The sequence below is a fragment of the Streptomyces albiflavescens genome, from assembly GCF_014645835.1.
Lineage (GTDB): Bacteria > Actinomycetota > Actinomycetes > Streptomycetales > Streptomycetaceae > Streptomyces > Streptomyces albiflavescens.
In genome coordinates, this window is sequence record NZ_BMMM01000022.1 from 132043 (window position 1) to 153241 (window position 21199).

The following is a 21199-nucleotide window of genomic DNA, read 5'->3' on the forward strand; positions in this document are numbered from 1 at the left end:
GGCATGCCCTTCACCAGATCCGAACGCAGGAGCTCAACCATGACTGCACACCGCAAACTCATCCGTCGCACCGCCCTCGCCGTCACCGCCGGTGCGGCCGCGCTCGTACTGGCCGCCTGTGGCAGCGACAGCGGCGGTCACGACATGGGGTCGATGAACTCCGGCTCCAGCCCGTCCGCGACCGCGTCGGCCAAGGCCGGCGCACACAACGACGCGGACATCTCGTTTGCCGAGGAGATGATCGAGCACCACCGTCAGGCCGTCGACATGGCCGAGCTGGCCGCCGACCGCGCCTCCTCTCAGGAGGTCAAGGACCTCGCCACGACGATCAAGGCGGCGCAGGACCCGGAGATCAAGACGATGTCCGGCTGGCTCACCGCGTGGGGCGAGGACGTCCCCGAGGACATGTCGTCCTCCATGCCCGGGATGGACCACGACATGTCGTCCTCCATGCCCGGCATGATGAGCAGCGAGGACATGAACAAGCTGGAGAAGGCCTCCGGCACCGAGTTCGACAAGATGTTCCTCGAGATGATGGTTGAGCACCACGAGGGTGCCATCAAGATGGCCAAGACCGAGAAGGCCAACGGCAAGTACGGTCCCACCGTCAAGCTCGCGGACGACGTGATAACGGCCCAGACGGCTGAGATCGAGCAGATGAACAAGATGCTGGGCAAGAGCTGACACATCGCCAGACGGCTGGCAGGGGGGGGAGAAGGCCGAAACCGGTCGGCCTCCTCCCCCACTCCGTCAGACGGGAGCGAGTCGCGGTTCCTCCCGCGCAGCCAGCCGTCCGCTGCGAGCGAGCCCCGCGACGGAGCCCGCACACGCGAAACCTGTCGCAGCCAGGGCCCACCAGGTCAGCCAGAGGGCGTCGTGTTGATCGGCGAAGTCCCACAGCACCCCGGTGGCCAGGTTGCCGAGGGTGATGCCGAGGCCGGAGAGGGTGTTGTACAGGCCGTAGTGGGTGGCGACGAGCCGGTTGCCGGAAAGAGAGACGACCGTGTCCATCTCAAACGGGTAGACCACCGCGCTGCCAGCCGCGAGCAGCGCCACCGCCACTACCAAGGCGATGAGTACGGCAGCGGCGGCGTCAGGCGGGGTAAGGGCGAGGGGCAGGAAGGCCAGGCCCATCGCGGCCAGTCCGCGCACCAGGGCCTGGACGGGGCTCCAACGTTGCTTGGCCCAGCCCGTCAGCCGCAGTTGCCCAACGACGGCGACTGCGGCCGAGATGACGAACAGACCGCTCGTCACCCAAGTCCCCCTAGGTCCTGTCGTCAAATTCCCGTAGTCCGCCCGGAGGGCGGGCCCTGCGGCGTCAGGTGCGTGCTCTCGGCGTGCCGGGCACAGGCCCTCGTACTGGATGTACTTGGGTCTGTGCCCGGTGCGGCGAGAGTGCGTGCATGGCGTCGCGGGGCAGACGGGAATTTGACGACAGGGCCTAGTACTCCAGCCGTAGATCGTGATCTCGGTGGTGAGGGGCGCCGAGGCAGCAGGTGGCCAGCGTCGATCATCTCGCCCGAGATCGCCCACGCCGTCGCGGGCGTCGGCTCCTTCTCCGTCTACCCGAGTTCACCGAGACGGAGGACATCCCTTATCTCGCTGAGCTTCGCGGTCGTGGCCGGGGTCCGCTCCTGCGCTTGTTCAGCGAGTCGGAGGGCGTCGTCAATCTCGCTGAGCTTCACGGAGGACAGGACGGCCGCCCGCTCTATCAGGTCGTCCCGGGACACAGTGGTCAGCCACGTGCACGGGGTGAAGCCTGGACGCGGGAACGCGAGCCGCAGCACGCCTTCGAACGGCAGTCCTTCACCGGCGCCGACCGTCACTTCGATGCCCAGACCGCTGATGTCGACGCCCGCCGGAGCGACGACCTGCATCACCCGGATCCCGGACGTGTCGTCTCCCGACAGCAGTACGACCAACCTCCGCTCGTCGAACTGGACCCACCAGACTTCGCCACGTTGCACAAGTCCTCCAGACACATGACGGCAGACAGACGCTGCGCGACCCTGACGCGCTGTGGAGACGGGTGCGGCCACCGTTGATCATCGGTGTGTGAAGACTGAAGATCATGCGGTGGCCGCAGGTCACAGCGTAGACCCTGCCCGCTGGCAGGAGGCGTTCGAGGGCCTGATGGCCCGGATCGCGGGCCGGTTCGCACGGGTCGAACCCCGACGTCGGGTCGGGCGGTTGGTGCTCGGGCTGCTGTCGGACCTGCCGCGCAAAAACTGCTGGACCATCGCAGAGTGGGCCGGAGAGAGCACCCCGGACGGCATGCAGCACCTGCTCGGGCGGGCCAAGTGGGACGCCGACCAGGTCCGCGACGACGTGCGGGCCTACGTGGTGGAGCATCTGCGGGACGACCAGGCGGTTCTGGTGGTCGACGAGACCGGCGACGTGAAGAAGGGCACCGACACCGTCGGTGTCCAGCGCCAGTACACCGGCACCGCGGGCAGGATCGAGAACGCGCAGGTCGCCGTCTATCTCGTCTACGCCGGCCGCCGCGGACACGCCGCGGTAGACCGGGAACTGTACGTTCCGCGTTCCTGGACCTCGGACCCCGACCGCTGCCGGGCCGCCGGACTCGGTGACAAGACCGAATTCGCGACCAAACCGCAGTTTGCCGCCCGCATGGTCACCCGATTCCTGGACGCCGGCCACCGGGCCGCCTGGGTCGCGGGAGACGAGGTCTACGGCGGCAACCCGACGCTACGCGCCGCGCTGGAAGAACGCGGCACCGACTACGTCCTCGCGGTGGCCTGCTCGCACGAAGTCACCACAGGCGCCGGGAAGTTCCGCGCGGACACGCTGGCCAGGAAGGTGCCCAAGAGGGCCTGGCAGAAGCTGTCCGCAGGGAGCGGAGCCAAGGGCCACCGCTTCTACGACTGGGCCGTCATCGACCTCACCGACCCCCGGCCCGGGAGCCGGCAGTTGCTGATCCGCCGCAACCGCAGTACCGGCGAACTCGCGTACTACCGCTGCTACTCGCCGGCCGCCGCAGTGCCGCTAACCACCCTGGTGCGCGTCGCTGGATCAAGGTGGCGGGTCGAGGAGTTTTTCCAGTCCGGCAAGGGCCTGGCGGCCTTGGACGAGCACCAGGTCCGCCGCTACCCGTCCTGGTCCCGCTGGGTCACCCTGGCCATGCTCGCGCACGCCTTCCTCGCCGTCGTCCGCGCGAACGAACACGACCGCGATCCCGCACCAGACGCCCTCATACCGCTCACCTGCAACGAGATCCAACGGCTGTTCATCACGCTCGTCATCCGGCCCGCCTTTGACCCGGTCCACCGGCTCGGCTGGTCCGACTGGCGACGCCGCCACCAGGCCCGATCCCAGACCAGCCACTACCGGCGGCAAGCCGCTCGAACGTGAAGATCACGATTTACGGCTGGAGTACTAGAACCCAGGACGTTCGTGGCGGCCAAGGGCAGGGCCAGGTAGACCTGGAACGTCAGGACGTACGAGCCGATCATCGTTGTGGCGAAGAGCAGGAAGGGCCGGTTGGCCACGACCGTGCGCCATTGGGCCACAACGTTGCCTGGCTCGGAGCCGGCCGTATCGCTCCGACGCGAGGGCAGGGCCCGCGCCTGCAGCACGGTCAGAACGGCGAAGATCGCGGCGGCGACTGTGCAGACGAGCCGGAAGTCGGCGGCCATCAGGGCGAGCCCGACCAGCGGGCCCAGCAGCATGCCGGCCTGGTAGTAGACGTTGAAGGCAGCGAAGGCGTCCACACGCCGATCCCCGGCCTCGACAGCCAGGTAGGCGCGTACGGCCGGGTTGAACAGGGCGCCCGCGAAACCGGTAGCCGCCGAGGCGGCGATCAAAGCGGGCAGGTTGTCGACCCAGCCGAGCAGGCCGAAGCCGACCGTGCGCAGCAGACAGCCCGCCATGATCGGGGCCTTGTAGCCGAAGCGGTCGGCGATGGTGCCGCCGATGAGGAACATGCCCTGCTGGGAAAAGTTGCGTACGCCCAGGACGAGTCCGACCGCCCAGGCCGCCAGGCCGAGCCCGCCGGAGAGGTGGGCGGCAAGGTAGGGCATGAGCATGTAGAAGGCGAGGTTGATGGCGAACTGGTTGGCCATCAACAGCCGTGCGGCGGAAGGGAAGGAGCGGGTCTGTCGCCACAAGGTGATCATTGGGCGCCTCCCGCGTGGGCGTACTCAGCGGCGTTCCGCTCGTCGGCCGCGGCGAGGGGATCGGTGATGTGGGTACAGCGGGTCCAGCGGGTGACGATCCGCTCGCCGGAGTGAGCGATCTGATCCGGTTCGTCGGCGGGCAGCTGGCCCAGGAGGCCGTGCTCGTGGCAGTAGGTGTCGTCGAAGACCGTGCCAACGTACCGCTGGGGTCCATCGGGGAAGACAGCGACGATCCGTTCCTCGACGGGCAGGATGCGCGCCAGCCACCGGGCGACGAGCGCGACGGCACCGACGCTCCAGCCGCCGGAGGCGTAGTGATGGCGGGCCAGCTGACGGGCCGCCCACACCGCTTCCGGGGCCGCGACCCAGTGGACCTCGTCGAACAGGTCGTAGGCGACGTTGCGGGGGTAGATGCTGCTGCCCAGACCACGCATCAAGCGCGGGGCAGCGGGCTGGCCAAAGATGGTCGACCCGGTGGTGTCCACGCCCACGACCCGCAGGTGGGGGAACCAGCCGCGCAGGACCGAGGCGATACCGGCGGAGTGGCCGCCGGTGCCGACGGAGACGACGAGGGTGTCGATCCGGCCGAGCTGGGCGATGAGTTCATGGGCAAGAGGGGCGTAGGCGGCTACGTTGTCGGGGTTGTTGTACTGGTCGGGACACCAGGCGTCTGGATGGACGGCAAGGAGTTCCTCGACGCGTCGGCGGCGGGCCTCCTGCCAGCCCCCGGTGGGATGCGGCGTGTGGATGAGGTCGACTTCGGCGCCGTATGCGGCGAGCAGGCCGGTCATCAGGGGTTCCATGCCGGGGTCGGAGACAACGGTGACCGGATGACCGTAGGCGGCGCCGGCGAGGGCCAGGCCGAGACCGAGGGTGCCGGAAGTGGACTCTACGATCCGGGCGCCTGGCAGCAACTGCTCGCGGTCGCGCGCGGCGCGCACCATGTACAGGGCAGTGCGGTCCTTGATGCCGCCGGGGTTCAGGCCTTCGAGCTTGGCCCAGAAGCCGCGCCCGAGGGCCGTGAAGGGCGCTCCGATCCACAGGACGGGCGTGTCGCCGACGAGCCCGGCCGGGGTGTGCATCGGGCACTTGGCATCTGCAAGGAGCTGGGCGGGTGAGGTCGGCATGGTGATGCGGGTGGGGTGGTTCATGGCGTGCTTCTCCTGCGGCCGGTGCCGTGAACGGCGACCGGCCGTGCGTAGGGGGAAGAGGCGGTGGTGATCGGCTGCCGCGCCGTGGCCATGGGCGAGAGCGCGGCACGGGTCGATCAGGTCCGCCACACGCCAAGACGGGCCCGCGCGTGCCCGGCAGAGGACTCGCCCGGTTTGCGGGGTGATGGCTGAAGGGCCGGTGGTGCGAGCGCCGACCGGTCGCCGAGGTGTTCGGCCGACAGGGCCTCGTGGACCACGTGCACAGCCAGGCCGGTATCGCGCGAGGCCTGAACCGTCGGTTCGTCCATGCCCGAGCAATGCGTGTCGTTGTCCTGCGCGGGCCCACCCTGGTCCAGGACCGGGCTGTCGTCTGCCGGTCTGGCTGCCTGCCCGGCGGTCACGGTGGCGGTCAGGACGGCGTCCGCTCGTCCCATCTCGTTCGGCGTTGGGCCATGGGCGCAAACCAGCAGGTGTACCAGCGCGGAGAGCAGCACCAAGAGGGCCGCCCCGGTCCGTGGCACGGGGCGGCTGCTGCTGGGAAGGACTGATCGAGCCATCAGTGCAGAATGTAATCAAACATGCGCATATTGCCCTGGCGAGGAATTGCTGCTCGACCACCGTCGAAGGTCCCTTGGACCTGCGGAAGGTTGGGATACCGCTGATGGCAATGGCTCCGAAGCGAGCCGCAGTCCCCGGGCACCTCAATGCCGACGTTCACCGGATCCGGTGAATCCGACGTCTGAATGCCCTCCCCTCGGCACCGGCTTCGATAGTGACACGGGCACGGCTCCGGCCTCATGATGGGTGGGTTATGGGGGGTTGGGTGCGTGTGTCCCGTGCGTGCCATCGCGGCCGGGTGCCGCGTGTGGTGCCGGTGGCGGCTGTCCGGGCCGGGCTGTTTTCCATGCTGGGTACGGCGGTAGCCGTCACGGTCCACCATCTGGCGTTCGACTCCGGGCCCTCATGGGGGATGCGCGTTCTCGCTGCGTGTCTCCTCTTCGGTGTCGCGTTGCCGGGCGCTGGTCAGGACAAGCCGCTGTCGCGGCAGTTGATGCTCGCGATCGGGACCCAGGCAGTCGTGGGCTACTGGTTCGTACGAACCGATGACGCGGTCACCGTCCCGGCACACGCCATGTGGCCGACCTCCGTCCACGCGGGCTGGCCCGTGGTTGTCGCCCATGTCGCGCTGACCGTGCTGTGCGCCGTGCTGCTGCACGGCGTCGACACCTGCCGACGGCGTGTGCTGTACGCGGCCGGACGCGAATGGGAGCACCTGCACGAGCTGGTGTGCAGGCTGTTCACGCCGGTCCGCACCCCCCTCGACCTCAGCATGGCCGGTACCGGGCGGCGCCCACACCCCGCGCCGACTCCCGGTTGCCCGGTTCAGGTTCTCCTCTCGGACGCGGTCGTCCGGCGCGGCCCGCCCCTCTCCCCTCTGCCGCTCGCGGTCTGACAGCTGTCGGCGCCCCGCTTTGCGCCACAGCTGTGACGTGTGGCGGCGTACGGCGCGCATCCGAGGTTCTGACCTGCCATGCCGGAGCGCGGCTACTCAAGGGCGCCGCGCCAGGGGGAATTGATGTCCAAGACCGTGGTTGTCATCGGGGCGGGCCCGTACGGCCTGTCCACCGCCGCGCACCTGAAGGCGCGCGGCCTGAGTGTCAGGGTGTTCGGCTCGCCGATGGCGAGCTGGGCCGAGAACATGCCGGCGGGCATGCTGCTGAAGTCACCGCCGAGCGCCTCTGTACTGTCCGCTCCCAAGCCGGGGTTCACGCTGGACGAATACGCCTGCCAATCGGGTGAGGCCCGACTGGCCGGCCACGACCAGGTTCCGGTCGAGATGTTCGTACGGTACGGGCGGTGGTTCGCCGAGGAGTTGGTGCCCGAGGTGGAGGACGTCCGGGTACTGGCGGTTGACCGGCAGCCCGACGGGTTCCGGCTGAAGCTCGCCTCCGGGGAGGAGGTGCGGGCGAAGGTCGTGGTGGTGGCCAGCGGCATGGATGGTTTCGCCTACGTGCCGGGGCCGCTCGCCGGGCTCTTCCCCGAGGGGCTGGTCTCGCACAGCTCGCAACGCGCCGACCTCGGAAAGTTCGCGGGCCGAGATGTGGTCGTGGTGGGTGCCGGGCAGTCGGCGCAGGAGAGCGCGGCGCTGTTGCACGAAATCGGTGCCAAGGTCCAACTACTCGCGCGCACTGAGAAGTTGGTGTTCGGGGGGGCCCACGCCGGGACCGCACTGGCAGCCGGACACCCCACTGGGGCGCTCCTGGGCACTGTATGCGGTCGTCCACCAGGCAGCGGCCTTCCGCCTCCTGCCCGCATCCGCCCGGCTGCACCTCGTGCGGCGGGTACTCGGTCCGTTCGGTTCATGGTGGCTCAAGCCACGGCTCGACGGGGTTGTGACCGTACATCTCGGTCAACGCCTCACCGGCGCCCGGCGGGAGGGCGACCGGGTCGTTCTGACCACGCGCGACAGTCACGGCCGTACGCACATGCTGGAGACGGATCACGTGCTGGCCGCCACCGGCTATCGCGTCCGCCTGGACGCGCTGGACTTCCTGAGCCCGGAACTGCGCGCCCAGTTGGCCCATACCGGGGGCTTCCCGCGCCTCGACCTGGGGCTGCAGTCGTCCGTGCCCGGCCTGTACTTCACCGGCATCCAGGCGGCGGCGACCTTCGGTCCGCTGCTGCGGTTCACCTGTGGCACCGAGTTCGCGGCACCGCGGTTGGCGGGAGCAGTCGCGCAGCGCACCGCCAGCGGGTAGAAGCCGGCGGAAGGCGGAGTACAAGATCCGCGACCGGCTCTGACCCACAGGGGGTGGGCCTTCGTATCTGCGAGGGCCCACCCCTGCCTACGCTCCTCCACCGGAAGGCTGGCCCGTAGGTGCCGTGCTGCACGCCGCCCTGTCCATCACCGGGTCCATGGCCTGGGAGATCTCCTGGGCCCTGATCCTCAGAGCGGCGAGACCGTGCTCATCGCCTTTGTCCTCGCTGACGGGGCTTCTGCGTGGCCTTTTCTCCAGGCCGCTCAGGCTGTTCGCCGCACTTGTTCGGCTGGTGGGGCCAGCGGGTCACACCCGGGCGAAGAGGCCGTACCCCTCGTCGCTCACCGTCTCGCCCCACAGGAGCACCCTCCGATCCTGTGCGGCGGTGCAGGGCATAGGAACAGCGCGAGTGGTGCCGGCTATTTCAGGGGAGATGTGGCCGGGCCGAAGGTGCCAGCGGCCACCACGCGAGGTGAGGGAGACCGGGGACAAGGGGGGCACATCGAAGTGCCAGAAGGCTGTTGCTGGTGCGGACAGGGCATGGACGAGCGCGGCCCGGACGACGGCTGGTTCGGTGATGGCCAATGTGCGGCCCGCATCATGCGGCAGGCTGCTCAGCCAGTGGGCGGTTCGACGGCAGAGCTGGCGTACGGACTCGCCTCCGGGCGGCGCGGCATCCGGGTCCGTAAGCCAGGCGGCGTACGTGTAGGGGTCGTCCATGACGACGTCGCCCACTGTGCGGCCACGCCACATGCCGTAGTCGAAGTCGCGCAGTGCGGGCTCGACGGTGGCCTCCAGGCCGAGATCGCCGACAGTCTCCGCGCAGCGGATCGACGGTGCCCGGATCGCCAGCGAATACGGAGGGAGTGCTGCGCGGGCGGCGCGTGCCTCACGCAGGCCGTGCTCACTGAGCAGACCGTCACCGAAGACCGCATCCCTGGTGTCCCCGACGGGCGCGCACATGAATGTCAGGCTGACCGACATCGGCTTACCTCCGTCCTGGCCCGGCATGACGCCGTATGGCCCATGGCCTGCTGCCCCGCACGCCCGGTCCGCGGCTGCGGCCGACCGGCGAGAAGGACCGGCGAGAACCCGGCAAGCAGAGCGAACAGAGCAAGGACCGGCGTCGTGCCTCATTTAATCCAGGGTCGAAGACCCTGCCGGTCAAAACCATCCGGCAGACGGCCGGAACCACTCCCGCCGAATGACTGGCGCAGCCCCCGCCACCCGGCCGGATTGGGTGTCGGAAGCCCGCAGGCTACCCCTCGGCGAGATCCGAATCGGACTCTGTTCCGCCAACGAGTGGAGCACGCGCGATCCTGGCACTGGTGTTCGACGACGAGGCCCTCATCCGTACGGTCTTCAACACATCCTCGACATGGCGGACGATGTCGAGGTCGTGCCGCGCTTCCCGGCGGCCAGACGCTTCAGACGACGCAGGAGACACGTCCTGACGTCGTGCTGCTGGACATCCGGATGCCGGACGTCGACGACCTCACCGTCCTGGCAGGCCCCGTCGGACCATGCCGACCACAGCAGACACGGGCATGGCTCCTCACACCACCACCAAGAAGCCCGGGGTCCCGGCCCGCACGAGGGCCACCACTGATGAGGCACACGCCTCTCCACCCGAGGATGCACCCACTGCTCCACCCCCGGGCCGATCCATCACACACCCCTCCCGTGCTCAACTGGCCTACGTGACCACGACCTTGCCGCGCATCACGCCCAGCCCCCACGGCAAACCCCTCCCGCCCAAGGAATCGTCAGACCTCTTCCGCACCTTCGCGCGTGACCTGGCCGCAGGCCGACGCCCCTGGACAGCTGAGACAGCCCGCTTCCTCTCCGACCTGTTCGACGAGCTCGCCGACTCCTGGGACACCGCCCAAGCCACCGGCCGCGACGATCCCGTGCGCGACGCCCTCACCCGAGGCGGCCCCTTCCCTCACGGCCCCTGCCTGGAACTCGGCTCCGGCACGGGCCTGTTCACCCCGCAGCTCGCCGCCTCCTTCCCCACAGTTGTCAGCATCGACCTGTCCGAGGAGATGCTGCGTCACGCCGCCGTCCGCTCACCAGTCCGGGTCCGTGCTGACGCCAGCGCCCTGCCCTCCGCCGACGCCTCGGCCGCGGTCATCGTCGCCATCGACATGCTCCTCTTCCCCCAGGAGACCGCCCGCGTCTTGGCCCCGGACGGGGTGCTGCTGTGGATCAACCAGCTCGGCGAGGACGGGCCCCTGCACCTTCCGGCTCAAGACGTCGCAGACAACCTTCCGGGCCAGTGGACCTCTGTGGAAGCCGCCGCAGGCTGGGGGAGCTGGGCCGCCCTACGGCGCACCCACTGATCACATCCATGGCACGGCAGAAACATTCGAGCAGCGCACTCAGCTGCGCCTGAGCCCAGAGGTCGTCTCGTTTGCTCGGTGAACTCGAAGCGAACACATGACACATGAAGCCCTTCGACCATGCTTTCGTTCGAGGGGTCTTCGTATGCTGAATAGATGGTCGTCTCTGCCGTGAACCCGGATTCGGGTGAGGAAAGTGCTGGGCCGTGCGCTCCGGCCCTGAGTGAACCGCTGATGGAGCGTGATCTCGCGGAGCGCGTCGCGCACGTCCTCAAGGCGGTTGCCGACCCCACACGTCTGCAGCTTCTCCACCTCATACAGACGGCACCCGGTGGCGAGGCGTGCGTGTGCAGCCTGACCGACCGCCTCGGGCTGCGGCAGCCCACCATCAGCCACCATCTGAAGACCATGACCACCGCCGGCCTGCTCACGCGCGAGAAGCGCGGTACCTGGGTCTGGTACGCGGTTGACCCGGAGGGCATGGAGGCGGTGCAGGACATCCTGCGGTCGCCCGTGCGCGCCGCGGCGTAAGACCGTCCGCAGGTGTCCGCCGCACCGACCGAGATCTTTCCCCTGCTCCAACACCGTGTCAGACCTGGCGAGATGGGCGGCGGACGCCTCACCGTCGGCGACAGCGAACTCGACCCGGCCGGCATGTCTAGGGTCGGTGCTCGCGCTCCCAAGCCTGCGCGGCAACCTGAATGGCATCCCACGGGGATCCGAGCGGTGGCGTATAGGACAGGTCGAGGTCACTGATGTCCGCCACGTTCATCCCTTGGAAGAGCGCGGTCGCGTAGGTGTCGACGCGCTTGGAGATCTCCGCGCCGCGCCGTCCGACGAGTTGGGCGCCGAGCAGCAATCCACTGGTGGCGTCGCCGGTGACGCGGATCGCTATCGGGGTCGCGCCCGGGTAGTACGCCTTGTGGTCGTCGGGTCGGCTCGCGGTGGTGGCCGGGGTCCAGCCCCGCTGGGCGGTGATCGCCTCGTGTTCGCGCAGGCCCGTGCGGGCGGCGACGAGGTCGAAGACCTTCACGACCTGGGTGCCCAGGCTGCCCGCGAACTGGCGTTGCCCGCCCAGCGCGTTCTCGCCCGCGACGCGGCCCTGCTTGTGTGCGGTGGTGCCCAGCGGCAGCCAAGTCGTGCCGAGGAGCCGGTGGTGGGTGACCACGCAGTCCCCGGCCGCATACACGTCGGGCAGCGAGGTGCGCATGTACTCGTCGACCTCGATCGCCCCCTTCGCGCCGAGCCGGGCTCCTGCATCAGCGGCGAGCGCGGTGTCGGGGCGTACGCCGACGACCACCAGGACGAGGTCGGCGCCGCGGATGAGGGTCTGGCCGTCCGGCCGCTGGGCGTGCACGCGGAGCGGGGAGCCGGAGTCCCCGCGCGTGATGGCGGTGACCTGGGTGCCGGTGACGACCTCGACGCCGTGGGAGTCGAGTTCGGAGTGCACAAGCGCGCCGAGTTCCAGGTCGACGGTCGGCAGGACCTCGGGCAGCGCCTCGATCTGGGTGACGTGGAGGCCGCGGGTGGTGAGGGCTTCGGCCATCTCCAGGCCGATGTATCCGGCGCCGATGACGACGGCCGTACTGGGGCGGCGTTCGGTGAGGGTGCGCATCACCTCGAAGGTGTCGCCCATGCTGTGCAGCAGGTGAACGCCGTCCTCCGGGCCGAGCGCGCCGGGGCCGGTGAGGCCGTCGATCGGCGGGCGGGCGCTGACAGCACCCGTGCCCACGATCAGGGCGTCGTAGGGCAGTTGTTCTTCCCGGCCGTTCTCGTCGCGGACGGTCAGGCGCCTGTCGGCCACGTCGATGGAGGTGGCCAGGGTGTTCGTGCGGACCTGCATGCCGGTGGCCTTGAGGTCTTCGGCCGTGCGGTGGGCCAGGTTGGTCCAGTGCGTGACCTCGCCCGAGACGTAGTACGGGATCCCGCAGATGGAGAAGTTGGGGTACGCGTCGGCCACGACGACGGTGACGTCGCTGTCGGGGTCCAGCTCCCGGGCACGGAGCGCGGCGCTGATTCCGGCATCGCTTCCGCCGACGGCGACGATGCGCTTGCTGGTCACCGGGGACCTCCATGCGGGGTGTCGTGCTCAGGGACAGGGCAACGCGCGCCCCGGCAGAGTGCGGTTTCTGCCGGGTGGCAGGTCGGTGATCAGCCGGTTACGGCTTGGAGAGCGTCTTCGCGAGCGGTGGTGTTCGTGCCGTCCGCGAGGGCGGCGAGGTACCGCTCGGCGTCCAGGGCGGCCGCGCAGCCCGAGGCGGCGGCGGTGATCGCCTGACGGTAGGTGTGGTCGACGACGTCGCCCGCGCCGAAGACACCGGCGATGTTCGTACGGGTCGAGGGTGCTTCGACCTTGAGGTAGCCGGCGTCGTCCAACTCCAGCTGGTCCTTGAACAGTTCGGTACGCGGATCGTGGCCGATCGCGATGAACAGGCCCGTCACGTCCAGGTCGCGGGTCTTGCCGGTGAAGACGTCGCGCAGCACGACCCCGGCGAGCTTGCCGTCCGCTGCCTTGATCTCGGCGATCTCGCTGTCGAAGGCGAAGGAGATCTTGTCGTCGGAGAAGGCGCGGTTCTGCATGACCTGGGAGGCGCGCAGGGTGGAGCGGCGGTGGACGACAGTGACCGACTTGGCGAAGCGGGTAAGGAAGGTGGCTTCCTCCATCGCGGTGTCGCCGCCGCCGACGACCACGATGTCGCGGTCGCGGAAGAAGAAGCCGTCACAGGTCGCGCACCAGGACACCCCGCGGCCGGAGAGCTCGTCCTCCTTGGGGAGGTCGAGCTTGCGGTAGCCGGAGCCGGTCGCGATGATCACAGCCTTGGCCCGATGCACGGTACCTGCCGTGTCGGTGACGGTCTTGATGTCGCCCGTCAGGTCGACCTCGACGATGTCGTCGTCGATCATCTCGGCGCCGAAGCGCACCGCCTGGGCCCGCATGTTCTCCATGAGGACCGGGCCGTCGATCCCCTCGGGGAAGCCGGGGAAGTTCTCGACCTCGGTGGTCGTGGTGAGCGCGCCGCCGACGAAGATAGCGCCGCCGAAGACGAGCGGCTTGAGTTCGGCGCGGGCGGTGTAGAGGGCAGCGGTGTATCCGGCGGGGCCGGAGCCTATGACGATGACCTCCCGGACGCCGGAATCGGTCACGCGGCTCACGCCTCCTGCTGGGCGTCGATCTCGGCGATCAGGGCTTCGATGCGGGTCTTGATCTCGTCGCGGATCGGGCGGACGGACTCGACGCCCTTGCCCGCCGGGTCCTCCAGCGCCCAGTCCAGGTACTTCTTGCCCGGGAAGATCGGGCACGCGTCGCCGCAGCCCATCGTGATGACGTAGTCCGACGCCTGCACGGCCTCAGTGGTGAGGATCTTCGGCTTCTGGCCGGAGATGTCGATGTCGAGTTCCTTCATCGCCTCGACCGCGGACGGGTTGACCTGGTCACCCGGGATGGATCCGGCGGAGCGGACCTCGATCCGGTCGCCCGCGAGGTGGTTGAGGAATCCGGCGGCCATCTGCGAGCGCCCGGCGTTGTGGACGCAGACGAACAGCACGGAGGCGAGCGGGCTGGAGGACATGGGTTCTTCCTTCACGATGTGGATCAAGCAGGTGATGCGGGATACGGGGTTTCAGGTGCCCGGCAGGGAGTCGAGCAGTTCGGTGATGTGGGCGTCGATCTCGTCGCGGATCTTCCGTACGACGGGGACCGGGGCGCCCTCAGGGTCGGCGACCGGCCAGTCCAGGTAACGGCGGCCGGGCACGATAGCGCAGGCGTCGCCGCAGCCCATCGTGATCACGATGTCGGCAGCCTGGACGACTTCGTCTGTCAGCGGCTTGGGGAAGGCGTCGGGGGCATGCACGCCGACCTCGGTCAGCACCAGCGCGACGAGCGGCTCGACCGTCTCGGCCGGATGCGTCCCCGCGGAGGAGACGACCACATGACCTGCCGCCCGGTGGGCGAGCAGCGCGGCGGCCATCTGCGAGCGCCCGGCGTTGTGGCTGCACACGAACAGCACCCGCGGCAGCCCGACGCCCGGCGCGCCTTTGACGTGCACGAGCGCCTCCAGGCGTTCGGCCGCCAGGTGTTCGGCCAGGACGACGAGATGGGTACGGACGTGAGCGTGCTCGGCGAGACGTTCGTACGAGTCGACGATGAGCCGTTGTACGGTCTCGGGCGAGAAGAGTCCCTGGTAGCGGACGGCGAGTCGGGCCGCCCCGGTCACCAGGCGTTCGTCCGGCAGGGCAGGGGGTGGGGACGCGGTCATGAGAACCCCCTTCAGCGGGTCCCAACGATTCACTCCGGGCTGGTATCAGCTCCGAGTGATGTGACAGTATCAGCCCATGATGACGTCAGTCGACACTGATCTGATCCGGGTTCTCGCAGACCCGCTGCGGCTGCGGATTGTCACCTTGCTGGCTCAGGAGACTCTCTGCAGCACGCACCTGATCGAGGAGACGGGGGCCAAGCAGACCAACCTCTCCAACCATCTGAAGGTGCTGCGCGAGGCTGGGGTCGTGGAGACGGAGCCATGCGGTCGGTTCACCTACTACCGACTCAAGCCCGACGTCATCGCCTCGCTTGCCGGTCAATTCGCCGACCTCGCGGAGACCGCGCGCGCCACCGCGGAGAACAACGTCAAGCGGTCCTGTCCTTGATCCGGCGCCTGTCGCCCTTCGTACGCACCGAGGAGTCCTGTTGACCGCCACCGAGGCCGCCGAGCACGACAGCGCAGGGGAGTTCGCCATAGCCTCTGCCGCGCCCGGCACCGAGCCGCAGCCCGCCCCGGGCGCCACCCCGCCCCAAATTCCTCCGCTGACCGCCAGGGCCGCGGCGGAACTGGTCGGCACGGCGGCGCTCGTCGCGGTCGTGGTCGGCTCCGGCATCCAGGCCACCGAACTGACGAAGGACGTCGGCCTGCAGCTGCTGGCCAACTCCCTGGCCACCGTCTTCGGCCTCGGCGTCCTGATCACCCTGCTCGGCCCGGTCTCCGGGGCGCACTTCAACCCCGCCGTCACCCTCGCCGAGTGGTGGACCGCCCGCCGCGGCGGCCCCGGAGTCACCCTCCGGGAGGCGGCCGTGTACGTCCCCGCCCAGATCGTCGGCGCGATCGCGGGCGCGATCCTGGCCGACGCGATGTTCGGCGAGCCGCTGGTGAAGTGGTCCACCCACGACCGATCCGCCGGCCACCTCCTCCTCGGTGAGGTCGTCGCGACCGCCGGCCTCATCCTGCTGATCTTCGGCCTGGCCCGCACCGACCGGCTGCGGTTCGCTCCCGTCGCGGTCGCCTCGTACATCGGCGCGGCGTACTGGTTCACCTCGTCCACGTCCTTCGCCAACCCGGCGGTGACGATCGGCCGCGCCTTCACCGACACCTTCGCGGGCATCGCGCCTGGATCTGTCGCGGCCTTCATCGGCATGCAACTCGTGGGCGCCGTGGTCGGACTGGCGCTGGTGGCCCTCATCTTCATGCCCGGCCGGACGACTGAAGACCAGCCGACCGTATGACGCACACCGCGCAGGCGGTGGTGATCGGCGGCGGCCAGGCCGGACTCGCCGCCGGTTACCACCTGCGCCGCCTCGGCGTGGACTTCGTCATCCTCGATGCCCAGGCCGAGGCCGGCGGCGCCTGGCAACACACCTGGGACTCCCTGCATTTGTTCTCCCCGGCCGCGTACTCGTCGCTGCCGGGGCGGCCGATGCCCATACAGGTAGGAGAGACGTACCCGGATGCCGGTCACGTGGTCGGCTACCTCACCGAGTACGAGCGGCGATACGAGCTTCCCGTGCACCGCCCCGTACGCGTGGACGGCGTGCACCGCGAGGGCGAGTTCCTGCGCGTCGAGACGAACTCCGGTGCCTGGCGCGCCCGGGCCGTCATCAGCGCCACCGGCACCTGGTGGCGCCCCTTCCTGCCGGCCGTCCCCGGCCAGTCGGACTTCCGCGGACACCAGCTGCACACGGTCGAATACCGCAGCCCGAGTGACTTCGCCGGGCAACGCGTCATCATCGTCGGCGGCGGCAACTCCGGCGCCCAGATCGCCGCCGACCTGGCCTACGACACCGAGCTGACCTGGGTCACCCAGCGCCCGCCCCGCTTCCTCGCCGATGACATCGACGGCCGCGCCCTGTTCGACGCGGCCACCGCCCGCCGCCGCGCCCTGGACGAACGCCGCACCGACACCGGCGGCGTCGCGTCCCTCGGCGACATCGTCGCCGTACCACCCGTGCGCGAGGCCCGCGACGCCGGACTGCTCAAGGCATCACCCATGTTCGTACGCCTCGAAGCCGACGGCGTCGTCTGGGCCGACGGCACCCGGGCTCATGCAGACACGGTCATCTGGTGCACGGGCTTCCGCCCGGCGCTCGCCCATCTGGCCCCCTTGGGACTGCGAGGACGGCGCGGCCACATCGCCACGGAAGGCACCCGGGCTGTGGACGAACCCCGCATTCACTTCCTCGGCTACGGGGACTGGACCGGCCCCGCCTCCGCCACCCTCATCGGCGTGGGCCGCCCCGCCCGGGACGCGGCCCGCGACATCGCCGAACTGCTCACGAATGACCGGTGACTTGATGTGCGCCCGGCCGCTCAGCTCAGCGTGCTGACGACCTTGCGCACCTCGGCGGCGATGGACTCCGGCAGCGGCGCGTAGTGAATCTCGGACAGCGCCTCCTGTCCCTGTTCGCTGGCGGTGTAGGCGAGGAAGGACTTGAGAGCGGGCAGGCTGTCGGGAAGGTTGCCCTTGTCGCACACGATCTCGTACGTGACCAGGACGATCGGGTACGTACCGTCGGCGGAGGTCCGGTAGTCGAATTTCAAGGTCATGTCCTTGCCCGTGCCGACCAGCTTGGCGGCGGCGATGCCCGCGGACGCCGTCTTCGTGGTGGCCGTAACGGGGGCGGAGGCGCCGGTGTCGATGCGGACGGTGTTGATGCTGAGCCGGCTTGCGAAGGACAGCTCGAAGTAGCCGATCGAACCGGTGGTGGAGTTCACCGTCGAAGCGACGGCATCGGACCCCGCGGCGGAGTCTCCCGTGTGCCCCTGCCACGCCTTTTCCGCCGGATACGGCCAGACTTTGGGAGCCGCGCCAGCGAGGTACGCCTGGAAGTTCTGAGTGGTGCCCGAGTCGTCGGACCGGTGGACTGCCCGGATGGGCAGGGACGGCAGTTCGGCGTCGGAGTTCAGCTTTCGGATGGCGGGGTCGTCCCAGGTGGTGATCCGCGCGTCAAAGATCTTGGCCAGGGTCTGCGCGTCCAGTACCAGGTCATTCACACCGGGCACGTTGTAGCCGATGGCGATGGAGCCGCCCACCATGGGCAGGTTGATGGCTCGGCCGCCCGAGCACACGCGGCCCAATCCTTTGGCGTTCTCTGGCTTGACGGGGCTGTCGGAGCCGCCGAATGAGGTGTCCCCGCGCAGGAACTGGGCGACTCCTGCACCGGAACCCACCGGGTTGTACGCGATCTGCACCGGCGAGCAAGCCTGCTGGTACTGCTTGATCCAGTACTTCATCACGTTCTGCTGAGCGGTCGACCCCGAACCGGGGACCTGCCCCTTCTTCGTACAGCCGGACCGCAAGAGAGTGGGTGTCACCGATGGTTTGTCCTGCGCGGCGCCGAAGCCGCTGACTCCCCACACCCAGATCAGTGCTCCGCCTGTCGCCGCCGCAACGGCCGCGGCCGCGCCGAGCGGCAGGAAAAGGCTTCGGCTCTTGCTCCGATGCTGCACCCCTAGCCCCTTTCGGAAGGCATACGGGTGGCAGGCCGAATGTCGTCGCCATGGTCTGGCCGTTGATTCGCGCCCCCACTCGCCCGGACATAGATGGTTACCTATGTGGGACTTGTGGTGGCGACGTGCACGCGAACGTCTGTTGACGCGCTTGTGTCAGGCAGGGGGTTTCGACGTGTCTTGAGCAACACGAGTGCGTGTGGGCTATCTAGCGGTGAGCATCTGCCCCATGGCAGCCACGACCGACGGCTCGACCCGGTAGTAAACCCAGGTGCCGCGCCGCTCGGACGTAAGCAGCCCTGCCTCCTTGAGCTTCTTCAGGTGATGGGAGACGGTCGGCTGCGAGACACCGACGTCGGAGATGTCGCACACGCACGCCTCGCCACCCGCATGCGAGGCGACCAGCGAGAACAGGCGAAGTCGCACCGGATCCCCCAGCGCCTTGAACATCCGCGCGGTCCGCTCGGCCTCCTCGGCGCTCAGGGGGCGCTCGGTCAGCGGCGGGCAGCACGGGACCACGGCCTCGGCGGCCTCGGGTTCCAGCAGCGGCAGCGCGTTGACGTTCGACATCTGTCTATGTTGACACATGTCGAACCAAGCTGGCCAGGCGCCGGGGTCCGCGACCCCGACCGTCACTGCATCTAGCAGCTCACCATCTAGATTCGATAAGTGTCTATGTTGACGCTTATCGAATCAGGTGGGATGCTGGGCGCCGCAAGAGATCGACGGATGTCGAAGCAAAGGGGAATCTCGTGGCTGTGTCCATCAACAGCGTGCCCACCACCGACCAACTGCCCGTCGTGGTCATCGGAGCCGGCCCGATCGGCCTGGCCGCCGCTGCCCACCTCGTCGAGCGCGGCATCGAACCCCTGGTCCTGGAAGCCGGTCCGGCTGCGGGCAGCGCCGTCCGGGACTGGTCGCACGTGCGGCTGTTCTCGACCTGGGGAGAGGTCATCGACCCCTCCGCCGAGAAGCTCCTGGCCCCCACCGGGTGGGTCCGCCCCGACGGCGCGACGTATCCGACCGGCGGTGACTGGGCCGACAAGTACCTGCAGCCGCTCGCCGATGTCCTCGACGACAAGGTCCGCTTCGGTGCGCAGGTGACGGGCGTCGCCCGAGCGGGCCGCGACCGGATCGTCGACTCCGGGCGCGACGAGCAGCCCTTCACCGTGCACGTCACCACCGCGGACGGCCAGGAGGAGCGGATCACCGCCCGCGCCGTCATCGACGCCTCCGGCACCTGGTCCGTCCCCAGTCCGATCGGCGCAGACGGCCTGCCCGCCCTCGGTGAGAAGGCGGCCGCCGAGCAGATCTCCTACCGCGTTCCCGACCTCAAGGACCCGGCCGTACGAGCCCGTTTCGCCGGTAGGCGCACGGCTGTCGTCGGCTCCGGCGCCTCCGCCTTCACCGCCCTCGCCTACCTCGCCGAGCTCGCGAAGGAGGAGCCCGGCACGCACGCGGTCTGGATCCTGCGCCGGGGCATCGGCGCGAGCACGTACGGCGGCGGCGAGGCCGACCAGCTCCCCGCTCGCGGCGCGCTGGGCCTGCGTGCCAAGGCCGCCGTGGAGGACGGATACGCGAGCGCGGCCACCGGCTTCCGCACCGAGGCCGTCGAGCGCGGGGCCGACGGCCGCCTGGTCCTGGTTGCCGAGGACGGCCGCCGCCTCGACCCGGTCGATGAGGTCATCGTGCTGACCGGATTCCGCCCGGACCTCTCCTTCCTCTCGGAGGTCCGCCTCGGTCTGGACGAGCGTCTTGAGGCGCCGACCGCGCTGGCCCCGCTGATCGACCCGAACGTGCACTCCTGCGGCACCGTCTACCCGCACGGTGTGAACGAGCTCTCCCACCCGGAGAAGGACGTCTACCTGGTCGGCATGAAGTCCTACGGTCGCGCCCCCACGTTCCTCGCGATGACCGGCTACGAGCAGGTCCGCTCCATCGCCGCCGCGATCGCCGGAGACCAGGAAGCCGCCGAGCGCATCGAGCTGACCCTCCCGGAGACCGGCGTGTGCGGCGGCGCAGGATTGTTCGACGAGCCGGAGAACGCGGAGCAGTCCGGCGGTGGCTGCTGCGCCGCTCCCTCCACTCTCCAGATCGGCATCGGCGCCCCGGCATCATCCGGCGGTTGCTGAACTCCACACCCATACAAGGAGGTTCGCCATGTCCCGCGTACAGCTCGCCCTCCGCGTCCCCGACCTCGCCGCGTCCATCGCCTTCTACACGAAGCTGTTCGGCACCGAGCCCGCCAAACTCCGCGACGGCTACGCCAACTTCGCCATCGCCGAGCCGCCGCTCAAGCTCGTCCTCGTCGAAGGCACCGCAGGCGAGGCGACCCGTATGGACCATCTCGGCGTCGAGGTCGACAGCACCGAGGCCGTCCACGCCGCCACCGCCCGCCTGGGCGACGCGGGCCTGGCCACCGACGTGGAGAACGACACCACCTGCTGCTACGCCCTCCAGGACAAGGTCTGGGTCCATAGCCCCGGCCAGGAACCCTGGGAGGTCTACTTCGTCAAAGCCGACGCCGACACCCTCGCCAAGCAGCAAGGAAGCACGTGCTGCGCAGGCCCTGCCGAGGATGCGCAGGAAACGGTCGTCGCGGGCGGCTGCTGCTGATCCGCCGATGACCAACCTCCACCCCAGCCAGGCCGCGACCGGAACGGGGAACCGGTCGCGGCCTCGCGCCGCCGTGACCGCCCTCTGCGCCACCCAGATCACCAGTTGGGGAATCGTCCACTGCGCCTAATCCGTAGCTAAGGGCAGGCCCGGACGGATTGAGGTTGCTATGGGCCAGCCTCCGGTCGAGGAAGTATTGCTGCAGATCGACGGCGTTCGGCCTCGCGGCAAGTGGCTGAAGAGGAGCGCAGTGAAGTCCGGCTATCCGTGTCTGCGCGTCTTGGAGGTCCGGATCGTCCGGCCTCGTCGAGCTTGTGGAATCTGCCAGTACGACGACCGGATGGGAGGGGAGAGACCTGGATGGCCCTTGCCCTCGGTGGCCTACTGATCGCAGCCCGGCCGCTGAAGGCCACTCGTTGATGCCGGGTTGTCTGCCGCACGATGACGACGGGCAGCAGACAGCAGGGCCACAGACGG

The 21199-nt window shown here is 69.1% G+C and carries 22 protein-coding genes and 4 pseudogenes; 14 read left to right on the forward strand and 12 right to left on the reverse strand.

All coding sequences use genetic code 11. The features are described 5' to 3' along the window. Positions 1-39 precede the first annotated feature (39 nt). Positions 40-684 (forward strand): DUF305 domain-containing protein, encoded by a 645-nt coding sequence (locus tag IEY95_RS41425; RefSeq protein ID WP_189191410.1) that lies wholly within the window; start codon positions 40-42, stop codon positions 682-684. A gap of 66 nt (positions 685-750) precedes the next feature. On the opposite strand, the pseudogene IEY95_RS41430 reads toward IEY95_RS41425, so the two are convergent. Then, positions 751-1272: pseudogene (locus IEY95_RS41430) on the reverse strand (MFS transporter); the annotation flags it as partial. Between the two features lie 290 nt (positions 1273-1562). Further along, entirely contained in the window at positions 1563-1967 is a 405-nt protein-coding gene (locus IEY95_RS41435; RefSeq protein WP_189191411.1) for a putative type II toxin-antitoxin system PemK/MazF family toxin, read from the reverse strand. Between the two features lie 166 nt (positions 1968-2133). Here IEY95_RS41435 and IEY95_RS41440 point away from each other — a divergent pair, with 166 nt between their 5' ends. Next, entirely contained in the window at positions 2134-3372 is a 1239-nt protein-coding gene (locus IEY95_RS41440) for an IS701 family transposase (RefSeq protein WP_189191449.1), read from the forward strand. On the opposite strand, the pseudogene IEY95_RS41445 reads toward IEY95_RS41440, so the two are convergent. The 3 genes and pseudogenes from IEY95_RS41445 to IEY95_RS41455 all read right to left on the reverse strand — a co-directional run. Further along, a pseudogene (locus tag IEY95_RS41445) lies at positions 3357-4136 on the reverse strand (MFS transporter); the annotation flags it as partial. The gene IEY95_RS41440 and the pseudogene IEY95_RS41445 sit on opposite strands and share 16 nt — an antisense overlap. Then, positions 4133-5287, reverse strand: a complete 1155-nt coding sequence (locus tag IEY95_RS41450) for a PLP-dependent cysteine synthase family protein (protein WP_189191412.1) — start codon at positions 5285-5287, stop codon at positions 4133-4135. The gene IEY95_RS41450 and the pseudogene IEY95_RS41445, both read right to left, overlap by 4 nt. Positions 5288-5403: 116 nt before the next feature. Next, the gene (locus IEY95_RS41455) at positions 5404-5784 is read right to left on the reverse strand and encodes a hypothetical protein (protein WP_189191413.1); all 381 of its coding nucleotides are present in this window, start codon (positions 5782-5784) and stop codon (positions 5404-5406) included. A gap of 407 nt (positions 5785-6191) precedes the next feature. Between IEY95_RS41455 and IEY95_RS41460 the strand changes: the two genes are divergently transcribed. The 3 genes and pseudogenes from IEY95_RS41460 to IEY95_RS50485 all read left to right on the forward strand — a co-directional run bounded on the left by IEY95_RS41460 (position 6192) and on the right by IEY95_RS50485 (position 8046). Beyond that, the gene (locus IEY95_RS41460; protein WP_189191414.1) at positions 6192-6740 is read left to right on the forward strand and encodes a hypothetical protein; all 549 of its coding nucleotides are present in this window, start codon (positions 6192-6194) and stop codon (positions 6738-6740) included. Between the two features lie 123 nt (positions 6741-6863). Beyond that, positions 6864-7430: pseudogene (locus IEY95_RS50480) on the forward strand (NAD(P)-binding domain-containing protein); the annotation flags it as partial. Between the two features lie 250 nt (positions 7431-7680). Further along, a complete protein-coding gene (locus IEY95_RS50485) occupies positions 7681-8046 on the forward strand; it encodes a hypothetical protein (protein WP_308429401.1) in 366 nt (121 codons plus the stop codon). 306 nt (positions 8047-8352) lie between these two features. Here the strand turns inward: IEY95_RS50485 and IEY95_RS41470 are convergent, their stop codons facing one another. Continuing rightward, positions 8353-9030, reverse strand: coding sequence for a histidine phosphatase family protein (locus IEY95_RS41470; RefSeq protein ID WP_189191415.1), 678 nt, complete (start codon positions 9028-9030; stop codon positions 8353-8355). 35 nt (positions 9031-9065) lie between these two features. Here IEY95_RS41470 and IEY95_RS41475 point away from each other — a divergent pair, with 35 nt between their 5' ends. From IEY95_RS41475 to IEY95_RS41485, 4 genes and pseudogenes are all read left to right on the forward strand, one after another. Next, complete coding sequence (locus IEY95_RS41475; RefSeq protein WP_189191416.1) at positions 9066-9254, forward strand: hypothetical protein; 189 nt, start codon at positions 9066-9068, stop codon at positions 9252-9254. A 117-nt stretch (positions 9255-9371) separates the two neighbouring features. Beyond that, positions 9372-9555: pseudogene (locus IEY95_RS49725) on the forward strand (response regulator transcription factor); the annotation flags it as partial. Between the two features lie 191 nt (positions 9556-9746). Then, positions 9747-10388: a class I SAM-dependent DNA methyltransferase gene (locus IEY95_RS41480; RefSeq protein ID WP_229703714.1), complete on the forward strand. Its 642-nt coding sequence runs from the start codon at positions 9747-9749 to the stop codon at positions 10386-10388. A 234-nt stretch (positions 10389-10622) separates the two neighbouring features. Further along, positions 10623-10919, forward strand: coding sequence for an ArsR/SmtB family transcription factor (locus tag IEY95_RS41485; RefSeq protein ID WP_229703715.1), 297 nt, complete (start codon positions 10623-10625; stop codon positions 10917-10919). A gap of 127 nt (positions 10920-11046) precedes the next feature. Here IEY95_RS41485 and IEY95_RS41490 read toward each other — a convergent pair whose 3' ends face one another. The 4 genes from IEY95_RS41490 to IEY95_RS41505 all read right to left on the reverse strand — a co-directional run bounded on the left by IEY95_RS41490 (position 11047) and on the right by IEY95_RS41505 (position 14644). Next, entirely contained in the window at positions 11047-12450 is a 1404-nt protein-coding gene (locus IEY95_RS41490; protein ID WP_189191418.1) for an FAD-dependent oxidoreductase, read from the reverse strand. 89 nt (positions 12451-12539) lie between these two features. Then, positions 12540-13532, reverse strand: coding sequence for a thioredoxin-disulfide reductase (trxB, locus tag IEY95_RS41495; protein WP_373294654.1), 993 nt, complete (start codon positions 13530-13532; stop codon positions 12540-12542). Between the two features lie 5 nt (positions 13533-13537). Then, a complete protein-coding gene (locus IEY95_RS41500) occupies positions 13538-13957 on the reverse strand; it encodes an arsenate reductase ArsC (RefSeq protein WP_189191420.1) in 420 nt (139 codons plus the stop codon). A gap of 51 nt (positions 13958-14008) precedes the next feature. Then, the gene (locus IEY95_RS41505) at positions 14009-14644 is read right to left on the reverse strand and encodes an arsenate-mycothiol transferase ArsC (RefSeq protein ID WP_189191421.1); all 636 of its coding nucleotides are present in this window, start codon (positions 14642-14644) and stop codon (positions 14009-14011) included. A 76-nt stretch (positions 14645-14720) separates the two neighbouring features. Here IEY95_RS41505 and IEY95_RS41510 point away from each other — a divergent pair, with 76 nt between their 5' ends. The 3 genes from IEY95_RS41510 to IEY95_RS41520 are packed head-to-tail and all read left to right on the forward strand — an operon-like array spanning position 14721 to position 16946. Then, positions 14721-15035 (forward strand): ArsR/SmtB family transcription factor, encoded by a 315-nt coding sequence (locus tag IEY95_RS41510; RefSeq protein ID WP_189191422.1) that lies wholly within the window; start codon positions 14721-14723, stop codon positions 15033-15035. 40 nt (positions 15036-15075) lie between these two features. Further along, positions 15076-15885, forward strand: coding sequence for an aquaporin (locus tag IEY95_RS41515; protein WP_189191423.1), 810 nt, complete (start codon positions 15076-15078; stop codon positions 15883-15885). Beyond that, positions 15882-16946, forward strand: coding sequence for an ArsO family NAD(P)H-dependent flavin-containing monooxygenase (locus IEY95_RS41520; RefSeq protein WP_189191424.1), 1065 nt, complete (start codon positions 15882-15884; stop codon positions 16944-16946). The genes IEY95_RS41515 and IEY95_RS41520 overlap by 4 nt, the downstream gene beginning before the upstream one ends. A 20-nt stretch (positions 16947-16966) precedes the next feature. On the opposite strand, the gene pstS is transcribed toward IEY95_RS41520, so the two are convergent. Together pstS and IEY95_RS41530 are read right to left on the reverse strand one after the other, a co-directional pair. After that, on the reverse strand, positions 16967-18106 hold the full coding sequence (pstS, locus tag IEY95_RS41525; protein ID WP_229703716.1) for a phosphate ABC transporter substrate-binding protein PstS: 1140 nt from the start codon (positions 18104-18106) through the stop codon (positions 16967-16969). A 204-nt stretch (positions 18107-18310) separates the two neighbouring features. Next, positions 18311-18676, reverse strand: a complete 366-nt coding sequence (locus tag IEY95_RS41530) for an ArsR/SmtB family transcription factor (protein WP_189191425.1) — start codon at positions 18674-18676, stop codon at positions 18311-18313. Positions 18677-18864: 188 nt separating this feature from the next. Between IEY95_RS41530 and IEY95_RS41535 the strand changes: the two genes are divergently transcribed. Together IEY95_RS41535 and IEY95_RS41540 are read left to right on the forward strand one after the other, a co-directional pair. After that, complete coding sequence (locus tag IEY95_RS41535) at positions 18865-20238, forward strand: NAD(P)-binding domain-containing protein (protein ID WP_189191452.1); 1374 nt, start codon at positions 18865-18867, stop codon at positions 20236-20238. Positions 20239-20266: 28 nt separating this feature from the next. Next, positions 20267-20722: an ArsI/CadI family heavy metal resistance metalloenzyme gene (locus IEY95_RS41540; protein WP_189191426.1), complete on the forward strand. Its 456-nt coding sequence runs from the start codon at positions 20267-20269 to the stop codon at positions 20720-20722. Positions 20723-21199 lie beyond the last annotated feature (477 nt).